Source organism: Fusobacterium varium, assembly GCA_021531615.1.
In the GTDB taxonomy this organism is placed as follows: domain Bacteria; phylum Fusobacteriota; class Fusobacteriia; order Fusobacteriales; family Fusobacteriaceae; genus Fusobacterium_A; species Fusobacterium_A varium_C.
Genome location: JADYUE010000030.1, coordinates 1 through 26,625, shown reverse-complemented (window position 1 = coordinate 26,625; position 26,625 = coordinate 1). Strand labels below are relative to the sequence as shown.

Genomic DNA, 26,625 nt, shown 5'->3' with positions numbered 1-26,625 from the left:
AAAAGACCCAAGCCCATTTTTTTTGAACTTGAGTCTCAAATTTTAATTTATAGCTGAGTAGTTACAAGTAATTTTATTAAGGTAAAATAATTTTTATTATATTCAATTAGTCCATCTTTTTTCATAGAACTAAGCTCACGTGATAGAGCACTTCTCTCAACAAAGAGATAATCTGCTAACTCCTGTCTATCAAACTTTATAAAGAAAGAGTTAGATCTATTTTTAAGAGCTTCAGTTGAAAGATATGATATAATTTTTTCTCTTATAGTTTTTTTAGTAATATGTTCTAATTTTTCAGTAAAGAGAATGTTTCTTTTCAAAGATATTTTAAAAATATTAGATAAAAATTTTAAGATTTCATTGGAATTATTTTCATTGTCTATTGAGAAGTTAGTTAAATCTAAAAATAATATTTTAGAATTTTGAGAAGTTTCTACCAATATATTATTTGGCAAAACTTTAGCAAGAGCAAAAACCTCTCCAAAAATCTCTCCACTTTTAAATTTATTCAAAATATTTCTGTTTCCCCAAAAATCTTCTTTTATAATATTAATCTCTCCAGATAAAATTATTCCTATTTTACTAATAGGCTTTCCTATTTCAAAGATAAAATTATTTTTTTCAAAATCTTCTTTAGAATAGTTAAAAAATTTTAATATATTAATTATCTCATCCTTTTTAAGATTATAAAAAATTGGTAATTTCATTAAAAAATCTATATTTTCCATGTTACTCCTTTCATATATTTTATATTATATCATAAATTCAGTTGCTTATGCAACATAAAATAAGAAGAGAATATTCTATAATACAAATATAAAATGATTATGGAGGTAAAAAATGGAAAATAAAATGTTTTGCTATCAATGCCAAGAAACAGCAGGTTGTACAGAATGTAAAATAGTAGGAGTGTGTGGGAAAACTTCTGATGTAGCGTATTTACAAGATCTTTTAATATATATAACTAAAGGAATTTCAGAAATTTTAGTGAGATTGAGAGAAGAAGGAAAAGAGGAATTAAGAGAGATTGATATTTTAGTAATAGAAAATCTTTTTACAACAATAACAAATGTTAATTTTAATAGTGAAGATTTAAAAGATAAGATAGAGAGAACATTAAAAGTAAAAGAGAAACTTTTAAATAGATTGGGAAATAAAGAAGGTCTATCAAAGGCTGCTTTAATCTCTATTAAAAGGGAAGAATTTTTAGTAAAAATAGAAGAAGCAGGGATATTATTTGAAAAAGATGAGGATAAAAGAAGTTTAAAAGAGATGATAGTATATGGTTTAAAAGGATTAGCTGCTTATCTTAAACATGGAGCAGTTTTAAAGGAGATAGATGATAGTATAAATCTATTTATAGAGAAAGCTCTAGTAGAAACATTAAAACAAGATATAACAGTTGAAGAATTAATAGCTCTTGTTTTAGAAGTGGGTAAATATGGTGTGGCAGGAATGGAGCTTTTAGATAGAGCAAATACTAAAAACTATGGAGATCCTGAGATTACAAAGGTTAATATAGGAGTTGGAAAAAATCCTGGAATACTTATATCAGGACATGATTTAAAAGATTTAGAGATGTTACTAGAACAAACCCAAGGAACAGGAGTAGATGTATATACTCACTCAGAGATGTTACCAGCTCATTATTATCCAAAATTTAAAAAATATAGTAATTTTATAGGAAATTATGGAAATGCTTGGTGGAAACAGCAAGAGGAGTTTGAAAGTTTTAATGGACCGATTATAATGACAACAAATTGTATAGTTCCCCCTAAAGAATCATATAAAAATAGAATTTTTACAACAGGGCTTGTATCTTTCGAAGGTTGTAAACATATTGATGGAGAGGTAAAAGATTTCTCAGAAGTAATAGAAATGGCTAAGAGAACTCTACCACCAAAAGAGATTGAAACAGGAGAGATAATAGGGGGATTTGCTCATAATCAAGTTTTTCAATTAGCAGATAAAATAGTGGAAGCTATAAAAAATGGAGATATTAAAAGATTTGTTGTTATGGGTGGATGTGATGGAAGAAGCAAGAAAAGAGAGTACTATACAGAGTTTGCTAAAAACCTTCCAAAAGACACAGTTATACTTACAGCAGGTTGTGCAAAGTATAGATATAATAAATTAGATTTAGGAATGATCAATGGCATTCCAAGAGTTTTAGATGCAGGGCAATGTAATGATTCTTACTCTCTAGCTTTAATAGCTTTAAAATTAAAAGAGGTATTTAATTTAGATGATATAAATAAGCTTCCAATAATTTATAATATATCTTGGTATGAGCAAAAAGCAGTAATTGTATTATTAAGTTTACTTTATTTAGGAGTAAAAAATATTCATCTAGGTCCTACTTTACCAGGCTTCTTATCTCCAAATGTAGCTAAGGTTTTAATTGAAAACTTTAATATTGGTGGGATAGGAGAGGTAGAGGAAGATTTAGAAAGATTTTTTAAATAAAATTATAAAAGCAGCTTCTCAATAATTTTAAGAGGCTGCTTTTGTTTTAAGAATTTTTTCTTTTAAAGTAAGGAGAATCTCCCCACTCTCCATATACTATTTCGTCTCCAACACTTTTAACTTTCTCATCTAGTGAAGCTTTTGCCCTTTCAACACTATCATCAATTCCTGGTTTGTTATCATAAAGTAGATATTTACCCTTATAATTTTGTAGTGTTGCAGTAGGCATTAAAATATTTGCTCCAGCTAAAAGCCCCTTCTCTCTACCTAGAGGATCAAGTCCTTGAAGTGCAGTAGTAGCCGCTATATTTACATCTTTCAATAAAATTCTTGTAATAGCTATCATTTTAAGACCTAATTCAACTCTCTTTTCAGTGGAAGGAACTATATCTTCCCATTCTTGTCCCAATGGGGTATCTTTATGTAAAATATATGGTCCCATACCTATCATATCAATTTTCATATCTTTATAAAAAAGAATATCGTTGACTAAATCTTCTTCTGTTTGATTTGGCATACCAATCATAACTCCAGTTCCCACTTGATAACCAATATTTCTTAAAAATTCTAAACATCTTTTTCTAACTTGAAATTCATGTTTTTGATCTTGAGGATGAATATGTTTAAATATATTTTCATTGGTACTTTCAATTCTTAAAAGGTATCTGTGAGCTCCTGCATCAAACCATCTTTTATATGTTTCATAAGATTGTTCCCCTAAAGAAAGTGTGATTCCTAATTTCCCATTAGATAATTTTTTAATCTCTTTAATTATATTTTCTATAAAATCTACAAATTCACTATCTTGTCTTTCTCCAGATTGAAGAGCAATAGAACCATAGTTGTTGTCATATATCCATTTTACAGCTTGCATAATTTCATCTTTATTCATTAAAAATCTTTCAACTTTGTGATTATCTCTTCTTATTCCACAATATCTGCAATTTTTTATACAAACATTGCTTATTTCAATAAGTCCTCTATAATAAACTTTTTTACCTACATATTTAGCTTTGACTTCATAAGCTTTTTTAAAAAGCATATCTAAATCAGTAGGGTTATCTATCTTCATAAGAGCAACTAAATCATCTTTAGTAAGCTCATTTTTTTCTAAAATATCTTTTATGTTCATTTTTGCTCCTTTTCTATTTCCAGAACACTTGACGTCTCTCTTTTTTCATATTTTTTTTAAAACCTATATGCAAATGTCCTTTTTTAGGGTAATATATTAATTGATCAAATTTCATATTAGATTTTACTACTTTTTGGAACTCTTTATATTGAGAACCTTTTTTTAATAGTATATCTACAGCTAGTCCAGAACTATGAGCAGAAGTTCGAGAGCCACCAACTTTTCTATTTACTTTCCCACTTCTGTACCAGCTGGTTACAATTAAAGGGCGACCAAGTAATCTTCTAAGCTGGTCCAATCTAATAGCAGTATATTTTATATTTGCTGCTTGTAACTTGTTAGGTGTGTTGTCAATTTTGTATTTTTTGGCAATATCACTATGGACAGCCTCGCCCATAGTAAAATATCTTGAAATTTTTTCATTTTTTCTAATGGTAGCTTTTGAAAACATGCAACCAGATAAAAGCATAGTAAGTGATAAAAAAATAATTATCTTTTTCAAAATCTGCCCCCTTAATAAAATAATATAATTGAAAGGAAGTGACAATATGTCGAATAAAACAAAAGCAGTTTTTTGTATGTTAATTTCTGCTTTAGGATTTACATTTATGAGTGTAACTGTAAAGTATGTAACAGGAATACCGCTGTTTGAAAAGGTATTCTTTAGAAATTTAATTAGTTTAGGTGTAGCATTTTTTATGTTGAAAAAATCTTCTGCTCCTATGTTTGGAAGGAGAGAGAATCAACTTGCTCTATTAGCTCGTTCTAGTTTTGGTTTAGCAGGAGTTGTGTTAAATTTCTATGCTATATCAAAGCTAACTTTAGCAGACTCAAGTATGTTAGGGAAATTATCACCTATATTTGTAACTATTATGGCATGTATCTTTTTAAAAGAAAAGATTGATAATAAGCAAATTTTAAGTATTATAATTACTTTTTTAGGAGCATTGTTAGTAATCAAGCCTGAATTTTCTCTTGAGATGCTCCCTAGTTTATCAGGAATTATGTCAGCAGCATCAGCTGGAGTTGCTTATACTCTTCTTAGATATTTAAAAGATAAAGAGAGTCCAGACACAATTATATTTTATTTCTCATTGATCTCTGTAGTCTTTACAGCTCCCTTTGCATTGGCAGAGTATGTGCAACCTACATTTATACAACTTGGATTGTTGCTAGCTACTGGAGTTTTTGCATCAGTAGGACAATTTGGTATCACATATGCTTATAAATATGCTAAAGCAACGGAGGTGTCTATCTACAATTACTCAGCTATTGTATTTGGTATAATTTTAGGATTTATCTTCTTTGGAGAGATACCAGATACTTTAAGTTTATTGGGTGGAGCAATAATTATAGCAGTTGCTTTTTATATATTTAAACATAATCAAAAGAAATAATTATAAATTTCTTTTCTTCTTAGCATAATTAACTGCCAACATACTTTTAGCATCAAAAAGAGATGTAATATTAATATCTTTTAAAGGTACTCTTTCAACTTCTAAAAACTCATCTTCATCTAAATGTTGATGAGTTTTTTTAAGTTTTCAGCATAGAAAAGATAAAATTTTCCAGCAGTTATTCCAGGACTACTATAAAATTCACAGATCTTCTCAATTTTTTCAGCTCTATAACCTGTTTCTTCTTCTAATTCTCTAAGAGCAGCATCTTTAGGATCTTCTCCCTTTTCAAGAATACCAGCAGGAATCTCTGTTGTTACAAGTTGAACAGCAGGACGATATTGTTTAACCAATAAAGTTGTATCATCATCAAAAACAGCAATAACACCAACAGCTTCTCTTTTTGAGGTAAATGTCCACTCTACAACTTTATCATTAGGAAGTTGTAATTTTTCACTATATACAGCTATATGATTATTTTTAAAAACCTCTTTTTTCTCTAAATGTTTATATTTTTCCATTAATTTTTTGCCCCCAAAATCTCTCTAGTTTTATATAGAATAATTCCACAAGCCATAGCAACATTAAGTGATTCAGCTATTCCATAGATTGGAATTATAAGTTTTTCATCACTAACTTCTAAAAATCTTTGAGAAACCCCATTTCCCTCACTTCCAAAAATAATAGCATTTTTCTTACTTAAAGACATTTGAGTGTATTCAATAGAGGTTTTATCCAATGCAGTAACTTCCATTTTATACTCTTTTTCTTTTAAGAAAGATATCAACTCTTCCTCTTCTAAATAGATAATATTCATATTTAAAATAGATCCCATACTACTTCTTACAACTTTCTCATTCCAACAATCAACACTTCCCTTAGTTAGAAGAATATCTTTAAATCCACCTGCATCTGCTACTCTTATAATAGTACCTAAATTTCCAGGATCTCCTATTTTATCAAGGACAACTATATTATTATTTAAGATATTTAGATCCCCTTTTTTCATTGGGTATATTACAATTACACCTTGTGAGTTTTCTTGAGATGTAAGTTGAGAGAAAACTTTATCAGAAACTTTGATTTTTCTACATTGAAATCTATCTATTTTTTTTTGAATCTCATCAGTTATAGTGTAATCTTCATGGAAAATTAACATCTCTGGAGCAAAGTCAAAATCTAAAAATTTTCTTCCTTCAGCAATAAAAAGTTGCTCCTCTTCTCTATATTTTTTTATTTTAAGCTTTTTTATCTTCTTTATAGTATTATTTTCAAGACTGTTTATGTAGTCCACTTCTTTTCCTCCTTAAAAATATATCTAATATTTATTATATCACAAATTATTTTTCTTTTCTTCCAATTTGTTTTACAACTTAGAAAATATGTAATATAATTTAAAGAGAAAAAAATATAGGAGGAAAAGAGAAAGATGCTTTCTGTTAATTTTTTAAGAATGTTATCATCATTTGATTCCATTAAGGGAATAGATCCAAAAAGAATAATAAAGTTAGGAATATTAGGTATAAGACTAGCTCAAAAATACTCATCAAGAATAGATATGTTAGATGTGGAGAACTGTTTTTACCTTTCAGATTTTAATACATCAGATGTTCAAAAGGAAGATGAACATCTTTTACGTCTGTTACCAAAACATCATCCTATACTTTCTCAAGTGGAATATTATGACAATGACTCATTTTCATATTCTGATATTAATCATCTTTTTAAAGCTTGTTTGAGAAATGGGCAGGAAATTACAATAAAAGTTATTAGTGAAAAGGCTAAAAATATGTTTTTGAAAAATCTTGCTAGTATGAAACAAGATGCTAAACTATGTTCATACTTTATGAAAAATTTGGAAAAGAAATTTAAAATAATGGACATGGTAGAAAGTTTAAGGGTAGAATCTGAAATTAAATTTAATCTAAATAATGAGATAAAATGTACTGAACTTATGAAGGATTTTAAAAATGAGTATAAAGATTTTAAAGCATTTGAGAGATTAAAATTTTCACACATATATGCTTATCTTTCTTCAGAAAATATACTTGTAAGTGAGTATATTTATGGAACTCATTTCTGCCAGTTAGAGGAGGAGAGAAGGCTTAGCTATAAAGATGTATTTGATTCAATAAAAATTCAATTGTTCTTTATTTTTAAGATAGGAATGTATCATGGAAACTTACATATGGGAAATATTATGTTAAGTGAAAAAGGTGAAATATATTTTCTAGATTGTAACAATATTATAAATCTAAGTGATGATATGAGAGAGGGAATTTTTAAGATATTAAAATCTATTTTAAGATATGATTATAATGAGATTCCTAATTTTATGCAAGAGTTATCTATTAACAAAATAGATAATGCATCTCTTAACAATGTAAGTGTTGAAGTTGAAAAGATTTTTAGAGATTTTAAAGGAGCTACTCTTGCCAAAAATGGAAGAATAATAACAAATCTTATGTTATCTTTAAAATCAGCATTAAATAATGGAATGGAATTTAGAGAAGAGTTGTATCCACTTTTAAAATCTTTGATGTATTTAGAGATAATGGCAGAAAAAATAGCTCCAAAAAGAAACTTTACAGAAGATATGTCAAATATTTTCACTGAAATTTTACTTTATAAATGAATAGTAATTGACTAAATTTCGAAACTGTATTAAAATAGTAAATAGAGAAAAAAATGGGAGGATGATAAATGAAAAAAATATTTTTGTTACTAGCTTTAATTTTTACTCTTGTATCTTGTGGAGAAAGTAAGAAAGAAGAGAATGTTCTTTATCTTTATGGTTGGGCAGATTATATTCCACCAGAAATATATCAAAATTTTGAAAAAGAAACTGGAATCAAAGTTGTTGAGGATATCTACTCATCTAATGAAGAGATGTTTACTAAGTTAAAAGCAGGAGGAACAGGATATGATATAGTTGTTCCATCAGCTGACTATGTAGAGATAATGATGAAAGAAAAAATGATAGATAAACTTGATAAAAGTAAATTATCTACATTAAAAAATATAAATCCATTAGTATTAGAAAAATTACAATACTTTGACCCTAATAATGATTACGAAGTTCCTTATGTAATGGGAGCTACTGTAATTGCAGTAAATACTCAATATGTAAAAGATTACCCTAGAGATTATTCTATCTATAATAGAAGTGATTTACAAGGAAGAATGACTCTTCTTGATGATATGAGAGAGGTAATGACTTCAGCACTAGATATGTTAGGATATTCACAAAATGTTGAAGATGAAAAAGCTATTGCTCAAGCTGCTGAAATGGTAAAAGGATGGAAGAGAAATATAGCTAAATTTGATGCTGAATCTTTTGGAAAAGGATTTGCAAATGGTGATTTCTGGGTAGTTCAAGGTTACCCTGATAATATCTTTAGAGAGTTAGATGAAAATGAAAGAAAAAAAGTTGATTTCATTATTCCTGAAAAAGGTGGAACAGCTTATGTAGATTCTTTTGTTATTTTAAGTAATGCTCCAAATAAAGATGCTGCATATAAATTTATTGAGTATATTCATAGACCAGAAGTTTATGCAAGACTTGCTGATATTCTTGAAACACCATCTATTAATATTCCTGCAAAAGAGTTAATGAAGGTTAAACCTTTATATGAAATTGAAGATATGAAAAATACTCAAGTACTAAGAGATATTCATAGTACTCTTGATCTTCAAAATAAATACTGGCAAGAAGTATTAATAGCAAATTAAGAAATTTTGGAGGCTATAATGAAATTTTCTATAAAAAGAGAGGATGTAATCCCTATCTTAACAGAATTTACAAATATATTAAAAGAGAATCCTATAAAACCTATTATTTCAGGATTACAAATAAAAGCTGAAAAAGGAATGATCACTTTAGTGGGAACAAATCTAGATATTGATTTAGTGAGACAGCTTCCTGCTGATGTTATAGAAGAGGGAAATGTAATTTTAAAACCTGCTCTTTTATTAGAATATATAAAGCTTTTAGATGAAGAAGAATTGATGTTTACTTTAAATGATGGATATCTTACTGTACATCAAGCTGAATTTTCAATTCTTCAAGAGGAAACTTTCCCTAATATTGTACCAACATCACCAGTTGTACTTTTAAATATTCAAGGTGGAGAGCTTGTGAAAATGTTAGATAAAGCAAAATTTGCAGCTTCTCTTTCTAATGATAATATTCAAATCAATTGTGTGAGAATGATATTTAAACCAAATGAACTAAATCTTGTTTCCACTGATTCATATAGACTTTTATATTTAAAAGTTGAAAACAATTGTTTTATGGAAAAAGAGATTTCTGTTCCATTAGAAACTGTAAATATTCTATGTAAACTACTAAAAGATTATGATAAAGAGATAACAATAGGATTTAGTGAAGAGTTTTTAATTGTAACTTGGGAAAATGCTTATTTTTCATCAAAAACTATCTCAATGCCTTTCCCTGACTTTAAAATGATATTAAATAATGCATCATTTGATAAAGTGATGGAATTTAATAGAGATGAGCTAAAAAGTGCATTAAAAAGAGTTATAACAGTAGCTAAAACAAGTGTAGATGCAAAGTATGGAGCTATCTTCACTTTTAAAGGAAAAACAGCTCTTTTAAATGCTTTCTCTGGTAGAGCTAAAATTAATCAAAAGGTAAATATGATAAAGGATGGAGAGGATTTTAAAGCTTCTTTAAACTGTAAATTTATCGTGGATTATATTGATAATATCAGTAAAAATCCTGTTATTAAAGGAACTAATGCTTCATCAATGTTTGAGATAACAGAAGAGGGAGATCAAAACTATAGATATATTTTAATGCCTTTAGCATTGAGATAAAAGTAATTTATATTGCACCTAAAATCTTAGTTAATTAAGATAGAGGGTGCAATTTTTTTAATAAAACTATAATTTATCGTTCTAATTTACATTAACAAAACTTATATTTTTTAACATCAAGTTGCCTTCATGTCATTGAATAAAGAATCCCTATGGCTCATTCCGTGTGGGTATCGCAGGAGTTCCACTCCTGCATCTCAAAAATAGTAGTCGCTAAAGCTTCTCTATTTTTGGAACTCGCTACGCCTCAAACACGTTGCATTTTCTTAACTGCATTTCGCTGAGGGCTTCTAATATTCACTTCCAAATTACGTCAACTTGATGTTAGGGATAAATTTATTTTTAATATTCCTAATATCAGCTAAATGTAATTTAGAGAAGAATATTAGAGAGAGTTACGAAAGCTGACGCTAAAAATTCCGACGTGTTTGAACGAAGTGAGTTTCGGAATTTTAGTCAGATGAGTTTTACTCTCTCTTTATTCTTTGACATGGAATTTAGCTGATATTTAAAAGAAATAGAGATAACTTAACTTGATTAATAATCGCTAATGAAAGGTACTTTGCTGTAAAACTAACGATATATTAGAGAACCTAGCTTAGCTAGATAATTAATTTTTAAAAATTAGTATTTAAAAAACGAACTTTTCTTCTTAATTTTTTACAAAATTAACTTTTTAAAAATATTTTTTATTTTACCCCTTGACGAAATGGACTTTATTAGTTATATAAAGTAGTACAGTGAGTGAATACTTAAATTTTACAGAAAGATACTTTCCAAAAATAAGGGGGCAGAATTATGAGAAACTTTGAAACAAGCAACATAAGAAACATATCTCTTTTAGGACATAGAGGAAGTGGAAAGACTACTCTTGTAGAATCAATTCTTTACATTTCTAAAACTTTGGATAAAAAAGGAACTGTAGAAGATGGAACAACTGTATCTGACTTTGATAAAGAGGAAACTCGTAGATTATTTTCAATTAACACATCAATAATCCCAGTAGAATATGGAGATTGCAAATATAACTTCTTAGATACTCCAGGATATTTTGACTTCTCAGGAGAAGTTTATTCAGCATTGAGAGTTTCAGGAAGTGCAGTTATAGTAATGGATGCTACATCAGGGGTAGAAGTTGGAACTGAAAAAGCATGGAGATTATTAGAAGAAAGACATCTTCCAAGAATTATATATATAAACAAAATGGATAAGGGATATATTAATTATGAAAAGCTATTGCTTGAATTAAAAGAAAAATTTGGTAAAAAAATAGCTCCATTCTGTGTACCTATTGGAGAAAAAGATGAATTTAAAGGATTTGTAAACGTTGTAGAAATGAAGGGAAGAATCTTCAATGGTGTTGAATGTGAAGATGGTGCTATCCCTGATCATATGGATATATCAGAAGTTAGAAATCTTCTTCTTGAAGCAGTTGCTGAAACAGATGAAGAACTAATGGAAAAATATTTTAATGGAGAAGAATTTACATTAGAAGAGATAAAAAGAGGACTTCATAATGGTGTAGTATCTGGAGATGTAGTTCCAGTAATTGTTGGATCTGCAATACAAGGTATAGGAATACACACTCTTTTCAAAATGATTCATGACTATATGCCTACACCTACAGAGATGTTTAATGGAGAGAGAGTAGGAATAAATCCTGCGACAGAGGAAACTGAAGCTAGAAAAATATCTGTTGATGAACCATTCTCAGCTATAGTTTTCAAAACTCTTGTTGACCCATTTATTGGAAAAATCTCTTTATTTAAAGTAAATTCAGGAAGACTAAGAAAAGATACTGAGGTTTTAAACCCTAATAAAAATAAAAAAGAGAGAATTGCTCAAATTATATACTTGAGAGGAAATAAACAAGAGGAAGCTCAAGAACTTATTGCTGGAGATATTGGAGCAACTACAAAACTTCAATATACACAAACTGGTGATACTCTATGTGACAAAGATAAGCCTATAATGTATAGAAGTATTGAATTACCTGAGCCTTGCTTATATTCAAGTGTAGAACCTGCACAAAAAGCTGATGATGAAAAATTAAGTACTTGTCTACAAAGAATGATGGAAGAGGACCCTACTTTTGTTATCAATAGAAACTATGAAACAAAACAACTTCTAATTGGTGGACAAGGAGAAAAACATCTATATGTAATTTTATGTAAAATTAAAAATAAATTTGGAGTTCATGCTGTTCTTACAGATCCAGTTGTTTCTTATCGTGAAACTATTAAAGGAACTGTTTCAGTTCAAGGTAAACATAAAAAACAATCTGGTGGAGCAGGACAATATGGAGATGTTCAAATTAAATTTGAACCTTGTGAAGAAGAATTTAAATTTGTAGATGAAGTTAAAGGTGGAGTAGTACCTAGAACATATATGCCAGCAGTTGAAAAAGGATTATTAGAAGCTAAAGAGAAAGGAATTTTAGCTGGATATCCAGTTATTAACTTTAAAGCTACTATATTTGATGGATCTTACCACCCAGTAGACTCTAATGAAATATCTTTCAAACAAGCTGCTATTCTTGCATTTAAAAAAGGTATGGAACAAGCAAGGCCTGTACTTCTTGAGCCTATTATGAAACTTGAAGTAGTAGTTCCTGAAGCTTACATGGGAGATGTAATGGGAGATATGAATAAACGTAGAGGAAGAATACTTGGAATGGAACCTAATCAATATGGAGAGCAAGTATTAAGTGTTGAAGTTCCTCAAGCTGAAATTCTTAAATATGCTCTAGATTTAAGAGCTATGACTCAAGGAAGAGGACAATTTAAGTTTGAATTTGTAAGATATGAAGAAGTACCAGAAGTTATAGCTAAAAAAATAATAGAAAGTAGAAAACAACAATAAAATAGTATAGAAGTTATTATAACTATTTAAATAACTCTAGAGAAAATGCCAAAAAGCTCAGTTCTTTTTGGCATTTTTTAAGCTTTAAAATAAAAATATTTTAGAGTATAATTAAAAGAAAAACATTAGAGGGATATTATGAAAAGAGTTATAGATAATAAGTTAGAGCAAGAACTACTAGATGCAATGTATAAGTTTCATAGTTTATTGAAAGATGGATTTATGAGTCAAAGTAAGATAAATATGAAAGTTGATATACCTAAATTTACATATTCAGATCTCAACCATCATAAAGAATTAAGAGTGGCTTTAGAGTGTTTAAAAAATAATTATAGGGAGTATTTGAAGTTTTTAAGAGAGAAAGATTATCTCCCTCTTTTAAAGGTTCTATATTTTTATGAAGATTGTGAAGAGTGTATTCCAGTTGTATTGAATTTGTCACTAAATGAGTTTTTAGAATCTGATTTTTATATAAATAGAGATGAATTGAAAAAATAAACTTATGTTAAAATATGATAGTTGCTATTGATTTATAGAAAAAATATAGTAAACTGAAGATAGGAAGATAATTTTACTGATAATATAGAGGTGATTTTATGGGAAAGAAAAAGAAAGATAATTTACCTGTTTTAGCTGAGGAGTATCCTCGTGATTATAATATGGCAGATTGGAAGTATGAAAAGATTATTGAACAGATAAAAGAGTTTGAATCTTTTTTAGATGATGATCATGAGATAGGATTAAAATTAGCATCTTTTGGTTCTTCAGTAATAATGTCAGTTACAGATATAGGTTATCAAAACCCAGATATTCTATATTTTTATGGTTTTGTAGATGGAAAAGAGGCTCAGCTTATTCAACATATTAGTCAATTAAATTTCTTAATAACTTCAATAGAGAAAGAGGATAAGGAAAAACCTGCTAGAAGAATAGGTTTTGCTCTTCCTACATTACAAGATGAAAGTGATGAGGAACTTGAAGAAAGATTGAGGAAAAGACTTGAAAAAGAGTTAGAAATAGAGAAAGAAAATAAAAAGACAGAGAAAAAAGATTAAAAAATTAAAGTAGCTTTCTATGATGAAACTAAATTCATAGAGAGCTATTTTTATTTTTGAGATATATTAGATTAAAGATTTTAAGTTATAAAATAATTATCACAAATAAAAAAAGAGCGAAGATTTTATTGATCACTCACTCTTTTTTTATTAAAATTGTATGGTTTTAACAGCCCAATCACAAAACTGTTATTAACAATAATCAAACAATACATATTTTAACTTATATATAATTAAACATTTATATTCTAGGGAAACCCCAACCTGTGTAAGTCAGGGCTATATGGGTTTGTTCACATGAGTGAACATATGGGTATTAGAAACAAACTGTCATTGTTCTACTTTAATATAATATCACACTCTTCTAATAGAGTCAATACCATTGAAATTCATTGTTTATATAGAACATATGTTTATTATTAATAAGATTAAAAAATATCCGATATATGTTTATTTAATATTCAAAAATATTTATAAAAAAAGTCAAAAATTATAAAAGCCAATTTTATAGATTTTTATAATTTAAAATTTTTCTATTAAGAGTACAATCAAATAAAAAATGGATAAAATTTAAACTAAATATTTTCCTTGATATTGCTTTTATTTTAAATATAATGTATTATATTTGTAAGGAATATGGTAACTGGGAGGTTAAAATGAAGAGAGAAACGCTATGCAAATTAGGACTTACACTTGTGACTATTACATGGGGAAGTGGGTTTCCTATTACAAAAATAGCTTTAGATAGTGGAATCGCACCTAATGCTATTATGAGTATCAGATTTTTAGTAGCTTCTATGCTTATTTTTATCTTTTTAAAATTAAAAAAAGTGGAGATAACTAAAGAGGAAAAAAAATTAGGTTTAGGAGCAGGAATAATATTAGGAGGGGCATTTTCACTTCAAACTATAGGTTTAGTCTACACCACACCATCAAAAAATGCTTTTATTACAGGAGCTTATGTTGTGTGCGTACCATTTATTTTGTGGCTATTGACTAAGGAGAAACCTAAAGCTATAACTTATATATCATCTATAATATGTTTTATAGGGATAGGATTTTTATCACTTGATGGAGATTTAAGCATGGGATATGGAGATTTGTTGACATTGGTATCAGCTCTATTCTTTGCTTTACAAATAGCTGTAATTGGAGCATTTATAAAGGATAAAAACCCAATAGTAATAAATGCTTTTCAAATGTTAAGTGGTGGATTATTAACATTAGTTTTAAATATTATTTTTGAAAACTTTTCTATTGTTACAACAAGAATGAATGGAGTTCAAATATCAGCTATAGGGTTTTTAATAATTTGTAATACATTGATAGCATATTTAGTTCAAACAATTTCTCAAAAATATGTTCCATCCTCAACAGCTTCTCTTATTCTATCAACAGAGATTCTTTTTGGAGCTATTACTTCAATAATATTTATGGGAGATCCAATTACACTAAAAATAGCTTTTGGAGGATTGTTAATATTTGCATCAGTTATTATTTCTGAAACTGAATTAAAATTTTTAAGAAAAAAATAAATTAAAAAGACTACTTAAATTGATAGTTTAAAATTATTAATTTAAGTAGTCTTTTTCTATTTAAGGTATCTACAGGCTTATTCCGTTGAAAATGCAAAACTCGTCTTCGCCTCAAACACGTTGCATTTTCTTAACTGCATTTCGCTAAGGGATTCTAATATTCTCTAGTGAATTACGGCTTTAGTTGATATTAGGGTAGAATTTTTTTATATATTTATTAGTAATAGTTGAGTAGTTATTATTTAAGAAAATTACAATTAAATTTTTTAACTACCTCTTTTATTTAATAGTTTTCTTCTCTCTTTCCAATCAGGAATAAATTTTTCAACAAAATTCCAAAACTCTTTTTGATGATTTGGATATGGAATATGAGCAAGTTCATGTAAAACTACATATTCAATAAGTGGAAGAGGTTGAAAAGCAAGTTGTAAATTATATGTAATTACTTTTCTAGCTGAGATACATGAACCCCAACGACTTTTCATATCTCTTATCCTTATTTCATTAGGAAGATAACCTATCATCTTTCCAATTTTATAAGTTAAATCTTTTAAAATAGTTCCAAGTTCTACCTTTAGCCAGTTCTTAAATATTCTTTCTCTGTCTTCAGTAGTTGAATTTTTTAAACAATAGATATATATTTTTTCATCTTGAATAACAATTTTTTCAGTATAAGAGTTTATTACTTCTAAATAGTATTTTTTCCCAAGATATATTATTTCTTCACCACTTTCATAATTTATCTCTTTTTTCTTTCTATTTTTAACCTCTTCTAATTTTTTTACTATCCAATCTTCTTTAGTTTTAATAAACTCTTTTAAATAGCTTTGAGGAACTCTTGTAGGAGCAGAGATTAAAACTCTTCCATCAGGAGTTATTTTTAAAATTATATTTTTTATCTTTTTTCTTGTTATCTCTACTTTTATATCCATATTTTACCTTTCATAAGATTTTTTATAGATTATATCATAAATTACTATATTTTTAATAAAAAATACACCCTCCATCTTATTTAATAAAGATTTTGGGTGTAATTGTATTTTATCTAAAATCTCTAAGAAGACTCCCTCCTCTATAGGTGGGAGTAGTTCACTAAACGTTTATATCTCTTACTCCACTTTCGATAAGTTTTAAGTTTTCTCTTATTTTAGCTTTAAATTCTTCATTAGGCATTTTTTCTAAAGTTTCCATAATAACTCTATCTCCAAGAGCCCTCAAATCTTCATCAGCATAATCTAATAAAAACTCTTTTAAAGTCATTAGTGCATTAGCTTCACACATAACATTGATCTGTCCACTCTTAGCTATCTCCATAAATCTATCCCCTGTACGTCCATTTCTATAACAAGCAGTACAATAACTTGGGATATATCCACTTTCAATTAAGCTTTTTAACATTTCCATTGGAGATCTATTGTCACCTAACTCAAATTGAGGTTTTTCATCTATATTTTTTTCTCTTTCAGAGTATCCACCAACACCAGTACAAGAGCCACTACTTACTTGAGAGATTCCAATATCAATTATCTCATCTCTAAATCCTGCTTCTTCTCTAGTTGAAATAATAAGTCCTGTATAAGGAACTGCAAGTCTTAAAACTGCAACAAGTTTTTTAAAGTCTTTGTCAGCTACAAGATGTGGATAGTTTTCTAGTGATACATTTTCAGCAGGTCTTAATCTAGGAACAGATATAGTATGAGGTCCTACTCCTGTAACTTTTTCAAGTTCATTAGCATATCTAATCATAGCTATTGTTTCATATTTATAATCATAAAGTCCATAAAGAACCCCTATACCAACATCATCAATTCCAGCTTCTCTTGCTCTAAACATAGCAGTTGTATGATATTCATAATCTTTTTTAGGTCCTTGAAGGTGGAAATATTCATAAGTAGGTTTATGATATGATTCTTGGAAAAGAATATATGTACCTATTTCAGCTTCTTTTAATTTTCTGTAATTTTCAACAGTTGTAGCAGCAATATTTACATTTATTCTTCTGATACTTCCATTTTTAAATTTTATTGAGTAGATATCTTTTATACAATCTAATACATAATCAATTGAACAGTTAATAGGATCTTCCCCAGCTTCAAGAGCTATTCTTTTATGTCCAAGTTTCTCAAGAGCTTTAACTTCGGCTATTAATTCTTCACTATTTAATTTTTTTCTAAATAATTCATCATTACAATGTTTATATCCACAATATCTACAATTGTTTACACAGTAGTTACTAATATAAAGTGGAGCAAACATAACAATTCTTTTTCCATAGATTTTCTCTTTAATTTTTTTTGAAACAGCATACATCTCTTCAAGTAGATTTTCATCTTTTATACTTAAAAGAATAGCAGCTTCTTCATCACTTATTCCTTCAGCTTTTTCAGCTTTTTTTAAGATTTCTCTAACTAATTCAAAATCTTCACTTTTTTTCTCAGCATCTGAAATAATTTGGTTTATTATATTTTCATCTAAAAAATCAAGATTATATTTATTCAAAATTATCCTCCTTAATATATTTTATTTTTTTATTATTATATCACATTTTATTATTAAATTACACTAAACATTGTATAATTTAATTTCACGAGTAAAATTTGTTCAATATCAAATAATTAATTTCCCTTTTTAAATAGAAAATATATAGTAAAGTGTGTTAGTTAATTTTTTTAAAAAATTATGTTATAATAATTTATATAACATAGTGAAAATGGGGGTATGAAAATAAAAAAATTTGTTATAATAGGACTTATTGCTAGTCTTATAGGAGCTAAATTATATTTTGATGGTGAAAATAAAGCAAAAAATGTTCAAGAAAAAGTTACAACAATGGAAAAAACAGTAGAAGAAGGAGAAAATATGGAAAAGAAGATGTTAAAAAGAGATGAGATTGATCAAAAATATAAATGGAATCTAACAGATTACTATGAAAATTGGGAAGCTTGGGATAGAGAGCTTTCAGAAGTAAAAGAGTTAATGAAAAAAGTTCCTGAATATAAGGGAAAAATAAGATATAGTTGTGAAAAATTTATTGAGTTAATAAAATTAGAAGAGGAGTTAAATAGAAGAGCTGAAAAATTATATGTATATCCATATATGTTAAAAGATTTAAACTCTAAAGATGAAGTAGCTTCGATTAAGATGCAAGAGATTCAAGCACTATTCACTCAATACTCTGTAACAGTAGCTTGGATGACTCCTGAAATTTTAGAAATTCCAAAGGAAACTATGGAAAAATGGATAGAAAAAAATGAAGAGTTAAGAGATCAAAAATTTAATATAATGGAAATTTATAGATTACAAGGACATGTATTAGATGCTGAAAAAGAAAAACTTCTTTCATACTATGGACAATATATGGGAGCACCAGATGATATTTATGGAGAACTATCTATATCAGATATGAAATGGAATGAAGTAGAGCTATCTGATGGATATAAAGGACCTGTTACAAATGGAATTTACTCAAAAGTATTGTCTACAAATAGAAATCAAGAGGATAGAAGAAAAGCTTTTGAAGCTCTTTATAGCTCTTTTGATGGAAATAAAAATACATATGCAGCTATTTATAGATCACTTTTACAAAGAGATGCTGCTTCTGCTCAAGCAAGAAACTATAATTCAACTTTAGAAAAAGCTTTAGAGCCTAAAAATGTACCAGTAGAAGTATTTGAAACTCTTTTAAAATCAGCAATAGATAACAATGCTCCACTACAAAGATATGTAAAACTTAGACAAAAAGCATTGGGATTAAAAGATTATCACTATTATGATAATAGCATAAACATTGTTGAATACAATAAAGAATTTGAATATGATAAAGCAAAAGAGATGGTATTAGCATCAGTAGCTCCATTGGGAGAAGAGTATACAAAGAAAATGGCAACTGCTTTAAGTGATGGTTGGATAGATGTATTTGAAACTGAAAATAAGAGAAGTGGAGCATACTCATTGGGAATTTATGATGTTCATCCATATGTACTTTTAAATTATCAAGGAACTATGGATGATGTATTTACAGTGGCTCATGAAATGGGACACGCTATGCACTCAACTCTTTCTAGTGAGGCTCAACCATATGCAACACATGACTATACAATATTTGTTGCAGAGGTAGCATCAACATTTAATGAAAGATTGATGTTAGATTACATGATAAAAAATAGTGATGATTCAAATGAAAAGATAGCTCTAATAGAACAAGCTTTAGGAAATATTGTTGGTACTTTCTATATTCAAACTCTATTTGCTAACTATGAGTATCAAGCTCATAAATTAGTTGAAGAGGGAAAAGCTATCACTCCAGATGTATTAAGTGGAATTATGGATAATCTATTTAAACAATATTTTGGAGATACTCTTGCAATGGACGAACTTCAAAAGGTAATTTGGGCAAGAATCCCTCATTTCTTTAACTCTCCATATTATGTATATCAATATGCTACAAGCTTTGCTTCATCTGCAAATCTATATGATAGAATTACAAATGAAAAATATAGCCAAGAGGAGAGAGAAAAAGCTACTAAAGATTATTTAACTCTTCTTCAATCTGGAGGAAATGATCATCCTATGAGCCAACTTAAAAAAGCTGGTGTTGATTTAGAAAAAGAGGAAAGCTTCCATGCTGTGGCTAAAGAGTTTGATAGATTACTTGATCTATTAGAAGTTGAATTAAAGAAGATAAAAAAATAATTTGTTCTAAAAATGTTGCTTTTCATTTAAAACTTGACAAAGGAAAAAATATTTAATATAATAAAATTATAGAAATTAGGTGCATATAGCTTAATAGAGGAAGTAGGGTGTAAATCCCTCACAGTGAAAACTGCTGTAAGGTGGACGAAATCGCAAAATGCCACTGGGAAACTGGGAAGGTGTGAAAGTAGGATGAAGCTAAGTCAGAAGACTTACCAATTTTATGATATTAATAATATTGTCAAGATTATTATTTGTAAAAAATTGGACTCTAATTAGGAAACCCTAGTTAGAGTCTTTTTATTTTTAATACAACCATTTAGGAGGAGAGAATGAAAAAATATTTAATGCTAGCAGCTATATTAGCTGTTGGAACAACTACAATGGCAGAGGAGAAAATAGCAAGTCAAAAGTTAAATGAAACAGTTATTTCAACTGAAAACTTTGAAACAAGTGTACTTGATACTGCTAAAAATATCACTATTGTAACTCAAGAAGAGATTCAAGCTAAGGGAGCTAATACAGTAGCTGAAGCTTTAAGAGGAGTGCCAGGGTTAACAATTACATCATCTGAAGGATCAGAACCTTATTTTGATTTAAGAGGATATGGAGCTACTGCTTCTCAAAATACTCTTATTTTAATGGATGGAGTACCATTAAATAATATTCAAGGTAGCTGGTATTATACAAGTCAAATTCCTGTATCACAAATTGAAAAAATTGAAGTAATTCCATCTGGTGGAGCTGTAATGTATGGAGATGGAGCAGCTGGAGGAGTTATCAATATTATTACTAAAGCACCTCAAGATAAGAAAAACTATGGTAGTGTAGGTTTAGAAATAGGTTCTTGGAAAACAGCAAAGGGAAGTTTAAACTATGGAACTAAAGTAACTGATAGATTATTAATGGATATTGCTTATAATGGATATAGAAGTGAAGGATTTAGAGATAAAAATCAAAGAGAACAATATAAAAAATATGATAAAGATGATAAAAAAGAAGCTATTTGGTTAAGAGGTAAATATCTTTTAGATAATGGAAGTTTAGAAGCCAACTATAGACATAATAAGTTAAAAGATTATTATTCAGGACCATTAAAAAAAGATCAATTTGAAAAAGATCCTAGTATGGCAGGAGATTATAATGGAATCTGCGATAGTACTGAGGATAGTTATACATTAAAATATAATCAAAAAATAAATGAAAAATTTGATTTTTTAGTGTATGGAGGATATGAACAATTAGAATTCTATGGAGATAGTACTTGGACAACAAAGTATCTAGCAAGTCAATATTTTATTAAACCTCAAATTAAATATAATTATGGAGATAATAGTTATATTATACTAGGTGGTGACTATAAAGATGGAAAATCTGAAGATAAATTAAATACTTCAGCTAAAGATAAAACAAGAGAATCTTATGCAGGATATATTTTAAATAAAACAACTGTAGGAGATTGGCAATTTACTCAAGGTTATAGAAGAGAAAAAATAAAATATGATTCAGGAGATATAATTTTTGATAAAAAAAATGAGAATAATGCTAATAGTTATGAATTAGGAGTAAACTATTTATATTCTGATACTGGAAGTTTATATTTAAGTTATGTAAATGGTTATAGAAGTCCGAGCCTTCAAGATATGGGAGTAAATTATAAAGCTTGGGGTGGAGATTTTAAAATTCAAGAAACAGAAACTTATGAATTAGGAATAAAAGATATATATAAAAATACCTATATTTCAGCTTCAATATTTTTAATGAATACTAAAGATGAAATTTATTATGATTCAAATATGGTATTATATCCAGGAGCTTATCCAGGAGCAAACAAAAACTTTGATGGAAAAATTGAAAGAAGAGGGGCTCAATTATCTTTAAATCATTACTTTGATAAATTAACTTTAAGAGAAGGAATATCATTAATTAAATCTGAAATTAAAGATGGAGTAAATAAAAATAATGAGTTTCCAGGAGTACCAAAATGGACAGTTAATTTAGGAGCTACTTATAGCTTTACAGAAAAATTAATAGGAAATATTGATATGTACTATCAAAGTGCAGCTTATGGAAATGATGATTTTGCAAATAAACTTGGAAAAAATAATGAGTATACTACTGTAGATACAAATTTAACTTATAAATTTAATGATGGTTTAGAAATTTATGGTGGAATTAAAAATCTATTTGATGAAGAATATTGTTCATCATTTGTTTTACAAGAATATCCAGGTTATGGAAGTCATAATCCAGCTGATGGAAGAAGTTATTATGCAGGATTTAGATATAACTTCTAATAAAATTTAATAAAGGAAAAGGGGTAATTAAAAAATTATCCCTTTTTTAGTATATAACTATATTCTTTTTAATCAAAAAAAATTAACATAAAAAATAAGTTTCAATTTCGCATGAGATTTTTTAAAAAATGTGCTATAATAGAATATAGACAAAATTATTAAAAAAGAACAGGAGGGCTAAAAAATGAGTGATATCATATTAACTGTAGATAACTTTAGTTTGAATATTAAAAACAGAACAGTTTTACAAAATGTAACTTTCAATGTAGAAAGAGGTGATTATCTAGCAATTGGAGGAATTCCTGGTTCTGGAAAGAGTAGCCTTATTAAAAGTATGTTAGGATTAATAACAACTGGTATAGAAGGTGAAATTGCTTATCATAATATAGGGAAAGATGAGGTAAGTTATATTCCACAAAATGTTATGCAAACAAAGGAAGAGTTTCCTGGAACTGCTAGAGAGATTGTTGCAATAGGGATGATCTCAAGAAATAGAGGAAAAATAATGGGAGAAAGTGATTGGGAAAAAGTAGATGAACTTTTAAAAGATATGGGACTTTTTGAAGTGAGAGATAAAAAGATAAATAAATTAAACACTTTACAACAATTAAAAGTCAATATGGCAAAACATATGATTACTGATCCTAAGCTTCTTTATATAGATAATCCAAGTTCAACACTTGATGTGAAAAGTAAGATAAATTTTTATGAAACAGTAAAAAGAATGTGTGACAATAGACAACTTACAGTTATATTTATTACTCATAATATAAAAGAGATCTCTAAATTTGCCAATAAACTTCTATTTTTAAGAAAAAGAGAGAAAAATTTCTATTTTGGTGACTGTGCTGATTTTATAAAAGAGAAAGAAAGTAAAGTTAAATAGGAAGGGTTTAATATGAAAAAGAAATTTATCTATTTTATATTGATGTTAATTTTAGGTATAAATATATATTCTAAAGATAAAATTAAAGTGGTAGCTCCAGATGGACTTCCTGCTCTAAGTTTAGTTAAGATGATAAATGAGAAACCTCAAATTGATGGTGTAGATGTAGAGTACAAAATAGAGAAACTATCTGAATCTTTAGTTATGACTCTTATGAAAAAAGATGCTGATATAGCTATTGTTCCATCAAATCTTGCAGGACAATTGTATAACAAAGGATTAGGTTATAAAATAGGTGGTACAGTAGGTTGGGGATCTTTCTATGTTATCAGTAGAGAAAACTTTGATTCTTTAAAAGATTTAAAAGGAAAAGAGATAGGAACAATAGGAAAAGGACTTACTCCAGATATTATTTTACAAACTCTTTTAAAGAAAAATGGTTTAGATCTATCTAAAGATATCAAAATTGATTATTTAAGTAGTGGAAATGAGTTAGCACCACTTTATTTAAGTGGAAAAAAAGATATTGTAGTAATTGCTGAACCTATGGCAAGTAAGATTCTTTCTAAAGATAAAAATAGTAAAATTAATGTTGAACTTAATCAAGAGTGGAAAAAACTATTTAATGTAGCAAAGGGATATCCACAATCAACATTGATAGTTTCAGAAGATATATTAAAAGAAAATCCTAATTTTTTAGATGAGTTTATAAAAGATTTAAAAGATAGTATTGAATTTATAGAAAGTAATGATAATAAAAGATTAGAATATATTTCAAAGGCTCAAATCACTCTACCAAAGGATATTATAGATGAAGCTATTAAAAAAGCTAATTTTGATTTTACAACAGGAGCAGAGGGAAAAGATGAGTATATGATATATTTTAGAGAGATAGCTGAAAATAATAAAAAAGCTATTGGAGGAAAAATTCCAGATGAAGAGATATTCATATCAAAATAGTTATCTTTTTTTATCTTCTATAATTTTTCTTGTTGTTTGGGAAATTATTGCAAAAGTTGTTGGAAATCAAATGATCTTTCCAGATATATTAACTGTTTTTAACTCTTTAATTGAGATTTTGAAAAATGAAAATTTTTTAATTATACTTTTTAATACCTTAAAAAAAGCAGTTATAAGCTTAATAGTTTCATTTTTTTTAGGAAGTGTGTTGGGAATATTAGCTTATAGATATAAAATATGTGATATGATATTTTTTCCATTTGTAAACTTTATAAAATCAATTCCTACAATAGTAGTTATAATTTTAGTATTAATATGGAGCAAAGTTGAATTTGTTCCATTTTTTGCTGGAATAATGATTGTTCTACCTATTATATATGAAAATATTATAGGTGGAATAGAATCTATAGATAGAGATCTAATAAAGATGGCTAGAATATATGATGTATCAAGATTTTTAATTTATAGAGATATCTATATTCCAAGTATCTATTTTCATTTATCTTCAACTCTTCCATCAATAGTTGGACTTGCTTTAAAAGTAATAATAGCTGGAGAAGTTTTAGCTCAAGATCCCCTTTCAATAGGTGGAGAGATATTTATGGGAAAAATCTATCTTGAAAGTGCTACTATATTTGCTTGGATAATTATAATAATTCTTGTAAATTTTCTAATTGAGGTTACAATAAAAAGCTTTAATAGAAAGATGAGTAGTTGGAGGAAAGAGTAGTGCAACTAAAAAAGATAGTTAAAAATTATGGAGATAAAAAAGTTTTAGGTGGAATTGATATTGAAATAGAAGAGAGAAAAATTACAGCTATTTTAGGTGAATCTGGCTGTGGAAAATCTACTCTTTTAAATATTATAGCTGGAAAAATAAAAGATTATAGTGGAGAGATTATCTTTGAAAGAGAACATAAAAAAGGGATATCATATGTGTTTCAAGAGGACACTTTAATACCTTGGAAAACTGTTTATAGTAACCTTGAATTTGTATTAAAAGGAAAGGTTGAGAAATCAGAACTTGATGAGAGAATAAAAAAATATTTAAAGATAGTTAATTTAGAAGGAAGTGAAAAAGAGTTTCCTAATATGTTAAGTGGAGGAATGAAGAGGAGAGTTGGGATAGCTAGAGCCTTTGCCTTTCCTTCAAATTATATGTTTATGGATGAACCTTTTGAGTTTTTAGATGTAAAGATAAAAGAGGAAATAGTAGAAGACTTGATAAAATTACAAGAGTCAGAAAAGAAAACAATTATTTTAATAACACATGATATTGATACAGCAATAACTTTAGGAGAAAAAATAGTGGTACTTGGTGGGAAGCCAAGTGTTGTAAGATCCTCTTTTATTAATAAATTTGCTTTGAAAATATTGGAAAATAGTGAAGAAAAAGAGAAATTTAAGTTAGAAATAAAAAAATTATTCTTGTAAATAATTAGAATAAAAGGTATAATAAAATCTAATATTTTGTTTAAGGAGAGAAGAATTAATGATAAAAATAGGTAAAAGACAAAAAATGATAGTTGATAGATTTACAAGTGTAGGAGCTTATCTTACTGAGGTTGAAAAAGAGGGAGAGGAGTTAGAGGATATAAGTATACTTCTTCCAAATAATGAGTTAGAAGAGAGAGAGCTAAAAGAGGGAGACGAAGTAGAAGTTCTAATATATATGGACTCTGAAGATAGACCAGTAGCAACTTTTAGAAAAACTGAAGCTCTTGTTGGAACTTTAGCTAAGTTAGAGGTTACAGATGTAAACCCAAAACTTGGAGCTTTTATGGATTGGGGGTTAAAAAAAGAGTTACTTCTTCCTAGAGGGCAACAAGAGATACCAGTTGAGGTAGGAAAAAAATATTTAGTTGGAATATATGAAGATAGTAAAGGTAGACTTTCAGCAACAATGAAAATCTATAAATTCCTTCTTCCATCAACTTCTATTAAGAAAAATGATATAGTTTCTGGAACTGTATATAGAATAGAACCTAATATAGGTGTATTTGTAGCAGTTGAAGATAGATATTTTGGACTTATCCCTAAAATTGAGTACTTTAAAGATTATAAAGTTGGAGATGAGATAGAAGCTAGAGTAATTAGAGTTAGAGAAGATGGAAAGATAGATTTAACACCAAGAGAGAGAGCATATATTCAAATTGATGAAGATGCTGAACTTATACTTGGAAAAATGAGATTGTTAGGAGATAGTTTTGGTTTCACTGACAAAAGTAGCCCAGAAGAGATTATAGATTACTTTAATATGAGTAAAAAAGCTTTTAAAAGAGCTATGGGAAATCTTCTAAAAAATGGAAAAGTTGAAAAAAATGAAAAAGGGTATTACAGAATAGTTAAGAAAACTAAATAAAATAATTAAAAGTTTTGGGTGTATAATTTTTGGTGTTGGTACTTAAATGTATTAACACCTTTTTTACTTTTTTTTAAAAAAAAGATGAAACAAGTAAATTTTCCTGATAAAATTAAGTCGCCAAACAATAATTAAAGGAGGT

Annotated in this window: 21 protein-coding genes, 2 pseudogenes and 1 riboswitch; of the genes and pseudogenes, 16 read left to right on the top strand and 7 right to left on the bottom strand. The window is 28.0% G+C overall.

The window, feature by feature from the left end; all coding sequences use genetic code 11:
- Window positions 1–47: 47 nt before the first annotated feature.
- A complete protein-coding gene (locus I6E31_09275) occupies window positions 48–728 on the bottom strand; it encodes a Crp/Fnr family transcriptional regulator (protein MCF2640156.1) in 681 nt (226 codons plus the stop codon).
- 112 nt (window positions 729–840) lie between these two features.
- Here I6E31_09275 and hcp point away from each other — a divergent pair, with 112 nt between their 5' ends.
- Entirely contained in the window at window positions 841–2,466 is a 1,626-nt protein-coding gene (gene hcp / locus I6E31_09270) for a hydroxylamine reductase (protein ID MCF2640155.1), read from the top strand.
- A 46-nt stretch (window positions 2,467–2,512) separates the two neighbouring features.
- On the opposite strand, the gene hydE is transcribed toward hcp, so the two are convergent.
- Window positions 2,513–3,598 carry a [FeFe] hydrogenase H-cluster radical SAM maturase HydE gene (hydE, locus tag I6E31_09265; protein MCF2640154.1) on the bottom strand — a complete coding sequence of 362 codons (1,086 nt, stop codon included), beginning with the start codon at window positions 3,596–3,598 and terminating at the stop codon, window positions 2,513–2,515.
- A 13-nt stretch (window positions 3,599–3,611) separates the two neighbouring features.
- On the bottom strand, window positions 3,612–4,100 hold the full coding sequence (locus tag I6E31_09260) for a hypothetical protein (protein MCF2640153.1): 489 nt from the start codon (window positions 4,098–4,100) through the stop codon (window positions 3,612–3,614).
- 46 nt (window positions 4,101–4,146) lie between these two features.
- On the opposite strand from I6E31_09260, the gene I6E31_09255 reads away from it, so the two are divergent.
- Window positions 4,147–4,995 (top strand): DMT family transporter, encoded by an 849-nt coding sequence (locus I6E31_09255; protein ID MCF2640152.1) that lies wholly within the window; start codon window positions 4,147–4,149, stop codon window positions 4,993–4,995.
- Here the strand turns inward: I6E31_09255 and I6E31_09250 are convergent.
- Window positions 4,996–5,516 (bottom strand): annotated as a pseudogene (locus I6E31_09250) (NUDIX hydrolase).
- A complete protein-coding gene (locus I6E31_09245) occupies window positions 5,516–6,289 on the bottom strand; it encodes an RNA methyltransferase (protein MCF2640151.1) in 774 nt (257 codons plus the stop codon). Before I6E31_09245 ends, I6E31_09250 begins: the two are co-directional and overlap by 1 nt.
- Before the next feature lie 135 nt (window positions 6,290–6,424).
- Here I6E31_09245 and I6E31_09240 point away from each other — a divergent pair, with 135 nt between their 5' ends.
- The 7 genes and pseudogenes from I6E31_09240 to I6E31_09210 all read left to right on the top strand — a co-directional run bounded on the left by I6E31_09240 (window position 6,425) and on the right by I6E31_09210 (window position 15,286).
- Window positions 6,425–7,630: a hypothetical protein gene (locus I6E31_09240; protein ID MCF2640150.1), complete on the top strand. Its 1,206-nt coding sequence runs from the start codon at window positions 6,425–6,427 to the stop codon at window positions 7,628–7,630.
- A 68-nt stretch (window positions 7,631–7,698) separates the two neighbouring features.
- A complete protein-coding gene (locus I6E31_09235) occupies window positions 7,699–8,727 on the top strand; it encodes an extracellular solute-binding protein (GenBank protein MCF2640149.1) in 1,029 nt (342 codons plus the stop codon).
- A gap of 18 nt (window positions 8,728–8,745) precedes the next feature.
- Window positions 8,746–9,834 (top strand): DNA polymerase III subunit beta, encoded by a 1,089-nt coding sequence (gene dnaN / locus I6E31_09230; protein ID MCF2640148.1) that lies wholly within the window; start codon window positions 8,746–8,748, stop codon window positions 9,832–9,834.
- Between the two features lie 798 nt (window positions 9,835–10,632).
- A complete protein-coding gene (gene fusA / locus I6E31_09225; GenBank protein MCF2640147.1) occupies window positions 10,633–12,696 on the top strand; it encodes an elongation factor G in 2,064 nt (687 codons plus the stop codon).
- 138 nt (window positions 12,697–12,834) lie between these two features.
- Window positions 12,835–13,194 (top strand): hypothetical protein, encoded by a 360-nt coding sequence (locus I6E31_09220; protein MCF2640146.1) that lies wholly within the window; start codon window positions 12,835–12,837, stop codon window positions 13,192–13,194.
- 98 nt (window positions 13,195–13,292) lie between these two features.
- Window positions 13,293–13,679: pseudogene (locus I6E31_09215) on the top strand (hypothetical protein).
- A 728-nt stretch (window positions 13,680–14,407) separates the two neighbouring features.
- Complete coding sequence (locus I6E31_09210) at window positions 14,408–15,286, top strand: DMT family transporter (GenBank protein ID MCF2640145.1); 879 nt, start codon at window positions 14,408–14,410, stop codon at window positions 15,284–15,286.
- A 266-nt stretch (window positions 15,287–15,552) separates the two neighbouring features.
- Here I6E31_09210 and I6E31_09205 read toward each other — a convergent pair whose 3' ends face one another.
- Both I6E31_09205 and hydG read right to left on the bottom strand, forming a co-directional pair.
- On the bottom strand, window positions 15,553–16,218 hold the full coding sequence (locus tag I6E31_09205) for a M48 family metallopeptidase (GenBank protein ID MCF2640144.1): 666 nt from the start codon (window positions 16,216–16,218) through the stop codon (window positions 15,553–15,555).
- A gap of 160 nt (window positions 16,219–16,378) precedes the next feature.
- Window positions 16,379–17,788: a [FeFe] hydrogenase H-cluster radical SAM maturase HydG gene (hydG, locus tag I6E31_09200; GenBank protein ID MCF2640143.1), complete on the bottom strand. Its 1,410-nt coding sequence runs from the start codon at window positions 17,786–17,788 to the stop codon at window positions 16,379–16,381.
- Window positions 17,789–18,157: 369 nt separating this feature from the next.
- Between hydG and pepF the strand changes: the two genes are divergently transcribed.
- The 7 genes from pepF to I6E31_09165 all read left to right on the top strand — a co-directional run bounded on the left by pepF (window position 18,158) and on the right by I6E31_09165 (window position 26,483).
- Complete coding sequence (pepF, locus tag I6E31_09195; protein MCF2640142.1) at window positions 18,158–19,978, top strand: oligoendopeptidase F; 1,821 nt, start codon at window positions 18,158–18,160, stop codon at window positions 19,976–19,978.
- A 60-nt stretch (window positions 19,979–20,038) separates the two neighbouring features.
- Window positions 20,039–20,213: riboswitch (cobalamin riboswitch) on the top strand.
- A gap of 97 nt (window positions 20,214–20,310) precedes the next feature.
- Complete coding sequence (locus I6E31_09190; protein ID MCF2640141.1) at window positions 20,311–22,275, top strand: TonB-dependent receptor; 1,965 nt, start codon at window positions 20,311–20,313, stop codon at window positions 22,273–22,275.
- A gap of 184 nt (window positions 22,276–22,459) precedes the next feature.
- Complete coding sequence (locus I6E31_09185) at window positions 22,460–23,161, top strand: ATP-binding cassette domain-containing protein (GenBank protein ID MCF2640140.1); 702 nt, start codon at window positions 22,460–22,462, stop codon at window positions 23,159–23,161.
- Between the two features lie 12 nt (window positions 23,162–23,173).
- Window positions 23,174–24,121, top strand: a complete 948-nt coding sequence (locus I6E31_09180; protein ID MCF2640139.1) for an ABC transporter substrate-binding protein — start codon at window positions 23,174–23,176, stop codon at window positions 24,119–24,121.
- Window positions 24,096–24,851: an ABC transporter permease subunit gene (locus tag I6E31_09175; protein MCF2640138.1), complete on the top strand. Its 756-nt coding sequence runs from the start codon at window positions 24,096–24,098 to the stop codon at window positions 24,849–24,851. Before I6E31_09180 ends, I6E31_09175 begins: the two co-directional genes overlap by 26 nt.
- A complete protein-coding gene (locus I6E31_09170; protein ID MCF2640137.1) occupies window positions 24,851–25,555 on the top strand; it encodes an ABC transporter ATP-binding protein in 705 nt (234 codons plus the stop codon). The genes I6E31_09175 and I6E31_09170 overlap by 1 nt, the downstream gene beginning before the upstream one ends.
- 58 nt (window positions 25,556–25,613) lie before the next feature.
- Complete coding sequence (locus I6E31_09165; protein MCF2640136.1) at window positions 25,614–26,483, top strand: S1 RNA-binding domain-containing protein; 870 nt, start codon at window positions 25,614–25,616, stop codon at window positions 26,481–26,483.
- Window positions 26,484–26,625: the final 142 nt, after the last annotated feature.

Excerpts from the sequence above, each read along its gene's own strand:
- hydE (MCF2640154.1), bottom strand. The coding sequence starts at position 3,598 with ATGAACATAAAAGATATTTTAGAAAAAAATGAGCTTACTAAAGATGAT.
- I6E31_09190 (MCF2640141.1), top strand. The coding sequence starts at position 20,311 with ATGAAAAAATATTTAATGCTAGCAGCTATATTAGCTGTTGGAACAACT.
- pepF (MCF2640142.1), top strand. The coding sequence starts at position 18,158 with ATGTTAAAAAGAGATGAGATTGATCAAAAATATAAATGGAATCTAACA.
- I6E31_09185 (MCF2640140.1), top strand. The coding sequence starts at position 22,460 with ATGAGTGATATCATATTAACTGTAGATAACTTTAGTTTGAATATTAAA.
- I6E31_09275 (MCF2640156.1), bottom strand. The coding sequence starts at position 728 with ATGGAAAATATAGATTTTTTAATGAAATTACCAATTTTTTATAATCTT.
- I6E31_09220 (MCF2640146.1), top strand. The coding sequence starts at position 12,835 with ATGAAAAGAGTTATAGATAATAAGTTAGAGCAAGAACTACTAGATGCA.
- I6E31_09165 (MCF2640136.1), top strand. The coding sequence starts at position 25,614 with ATGATAAAAATAGGTAAAAGACAAAAAATGATAGTTGATAGATTTACA.
- I6E31_09240 (MCF2640150.1), top strand. The coding sequence starts at position 6,425 with ATGCTTTCTGTTAATTTTTTAAGAATGTTATCATCATTTGATTCCATT.
- I6E31_09205 (MCF2640144.1), bottom strand. The coding sequence starts at position 16,218 with ATGGATATAAAAGTAGAGATAACAAGAAAAAAGATAAAAAATATAATT.
- I6E31_09175 (MCF2640138.1), top strand. The coding sequence starts at position 24,096 with ATGAAGAGATATTCATATCAAAATAGTTATCTTTTTTTATCTTCTATA.
- hcp (MCF2640155.1), top strand. The coding sequence starts at position 841 with ATGGAAAATAAAATGTTTTGCTATCAATGCCAAGAAACAGCAGGTTGT.
- I6E31_09180 (MCF2640139.1), top strand. The coding sequence starts at position 23,174 with ATGAAAAAGAAATTTATCTATTTTATATTGATGTTAATTTTAGGTATA.
- I6E31_09210 (MCF2640145.1), top strand. The coding sequence starts at position 14,408 with ATGAAGAGAGAAACGCTATGCAAATTAGGACTTACACTTGTGACTATT.
- fusA (MCF2640147.1), top strand. The coding sequence starts at position 10,633 with ATGAGAAACTTTGAAACAAGCAACATAAGAAACATATCTCTTTTAGGA.
- I6E31_09235 (MCF2640149.1), top strand. The coding sequence starts at position 7,699 with ATGAAAAAAATATTTTTGTTACTAGCTTTAATTTTTACTCTTGTATCT.
- I6E31_09255 (MCF2640152.1), top strand. The coding sequence starts at position 4,147 with ATGTCGAATAAAACAAAAGCAGTTTTTTGTATGTTAATTTCTGCTTTA.
- dnaN (MCF2640148.1), top strand. The coding sequence starts at position 8,746 with ATGAAATTTTCTATAAAAAGAGAGGATGTAATCCCTATCTTAACAGAA.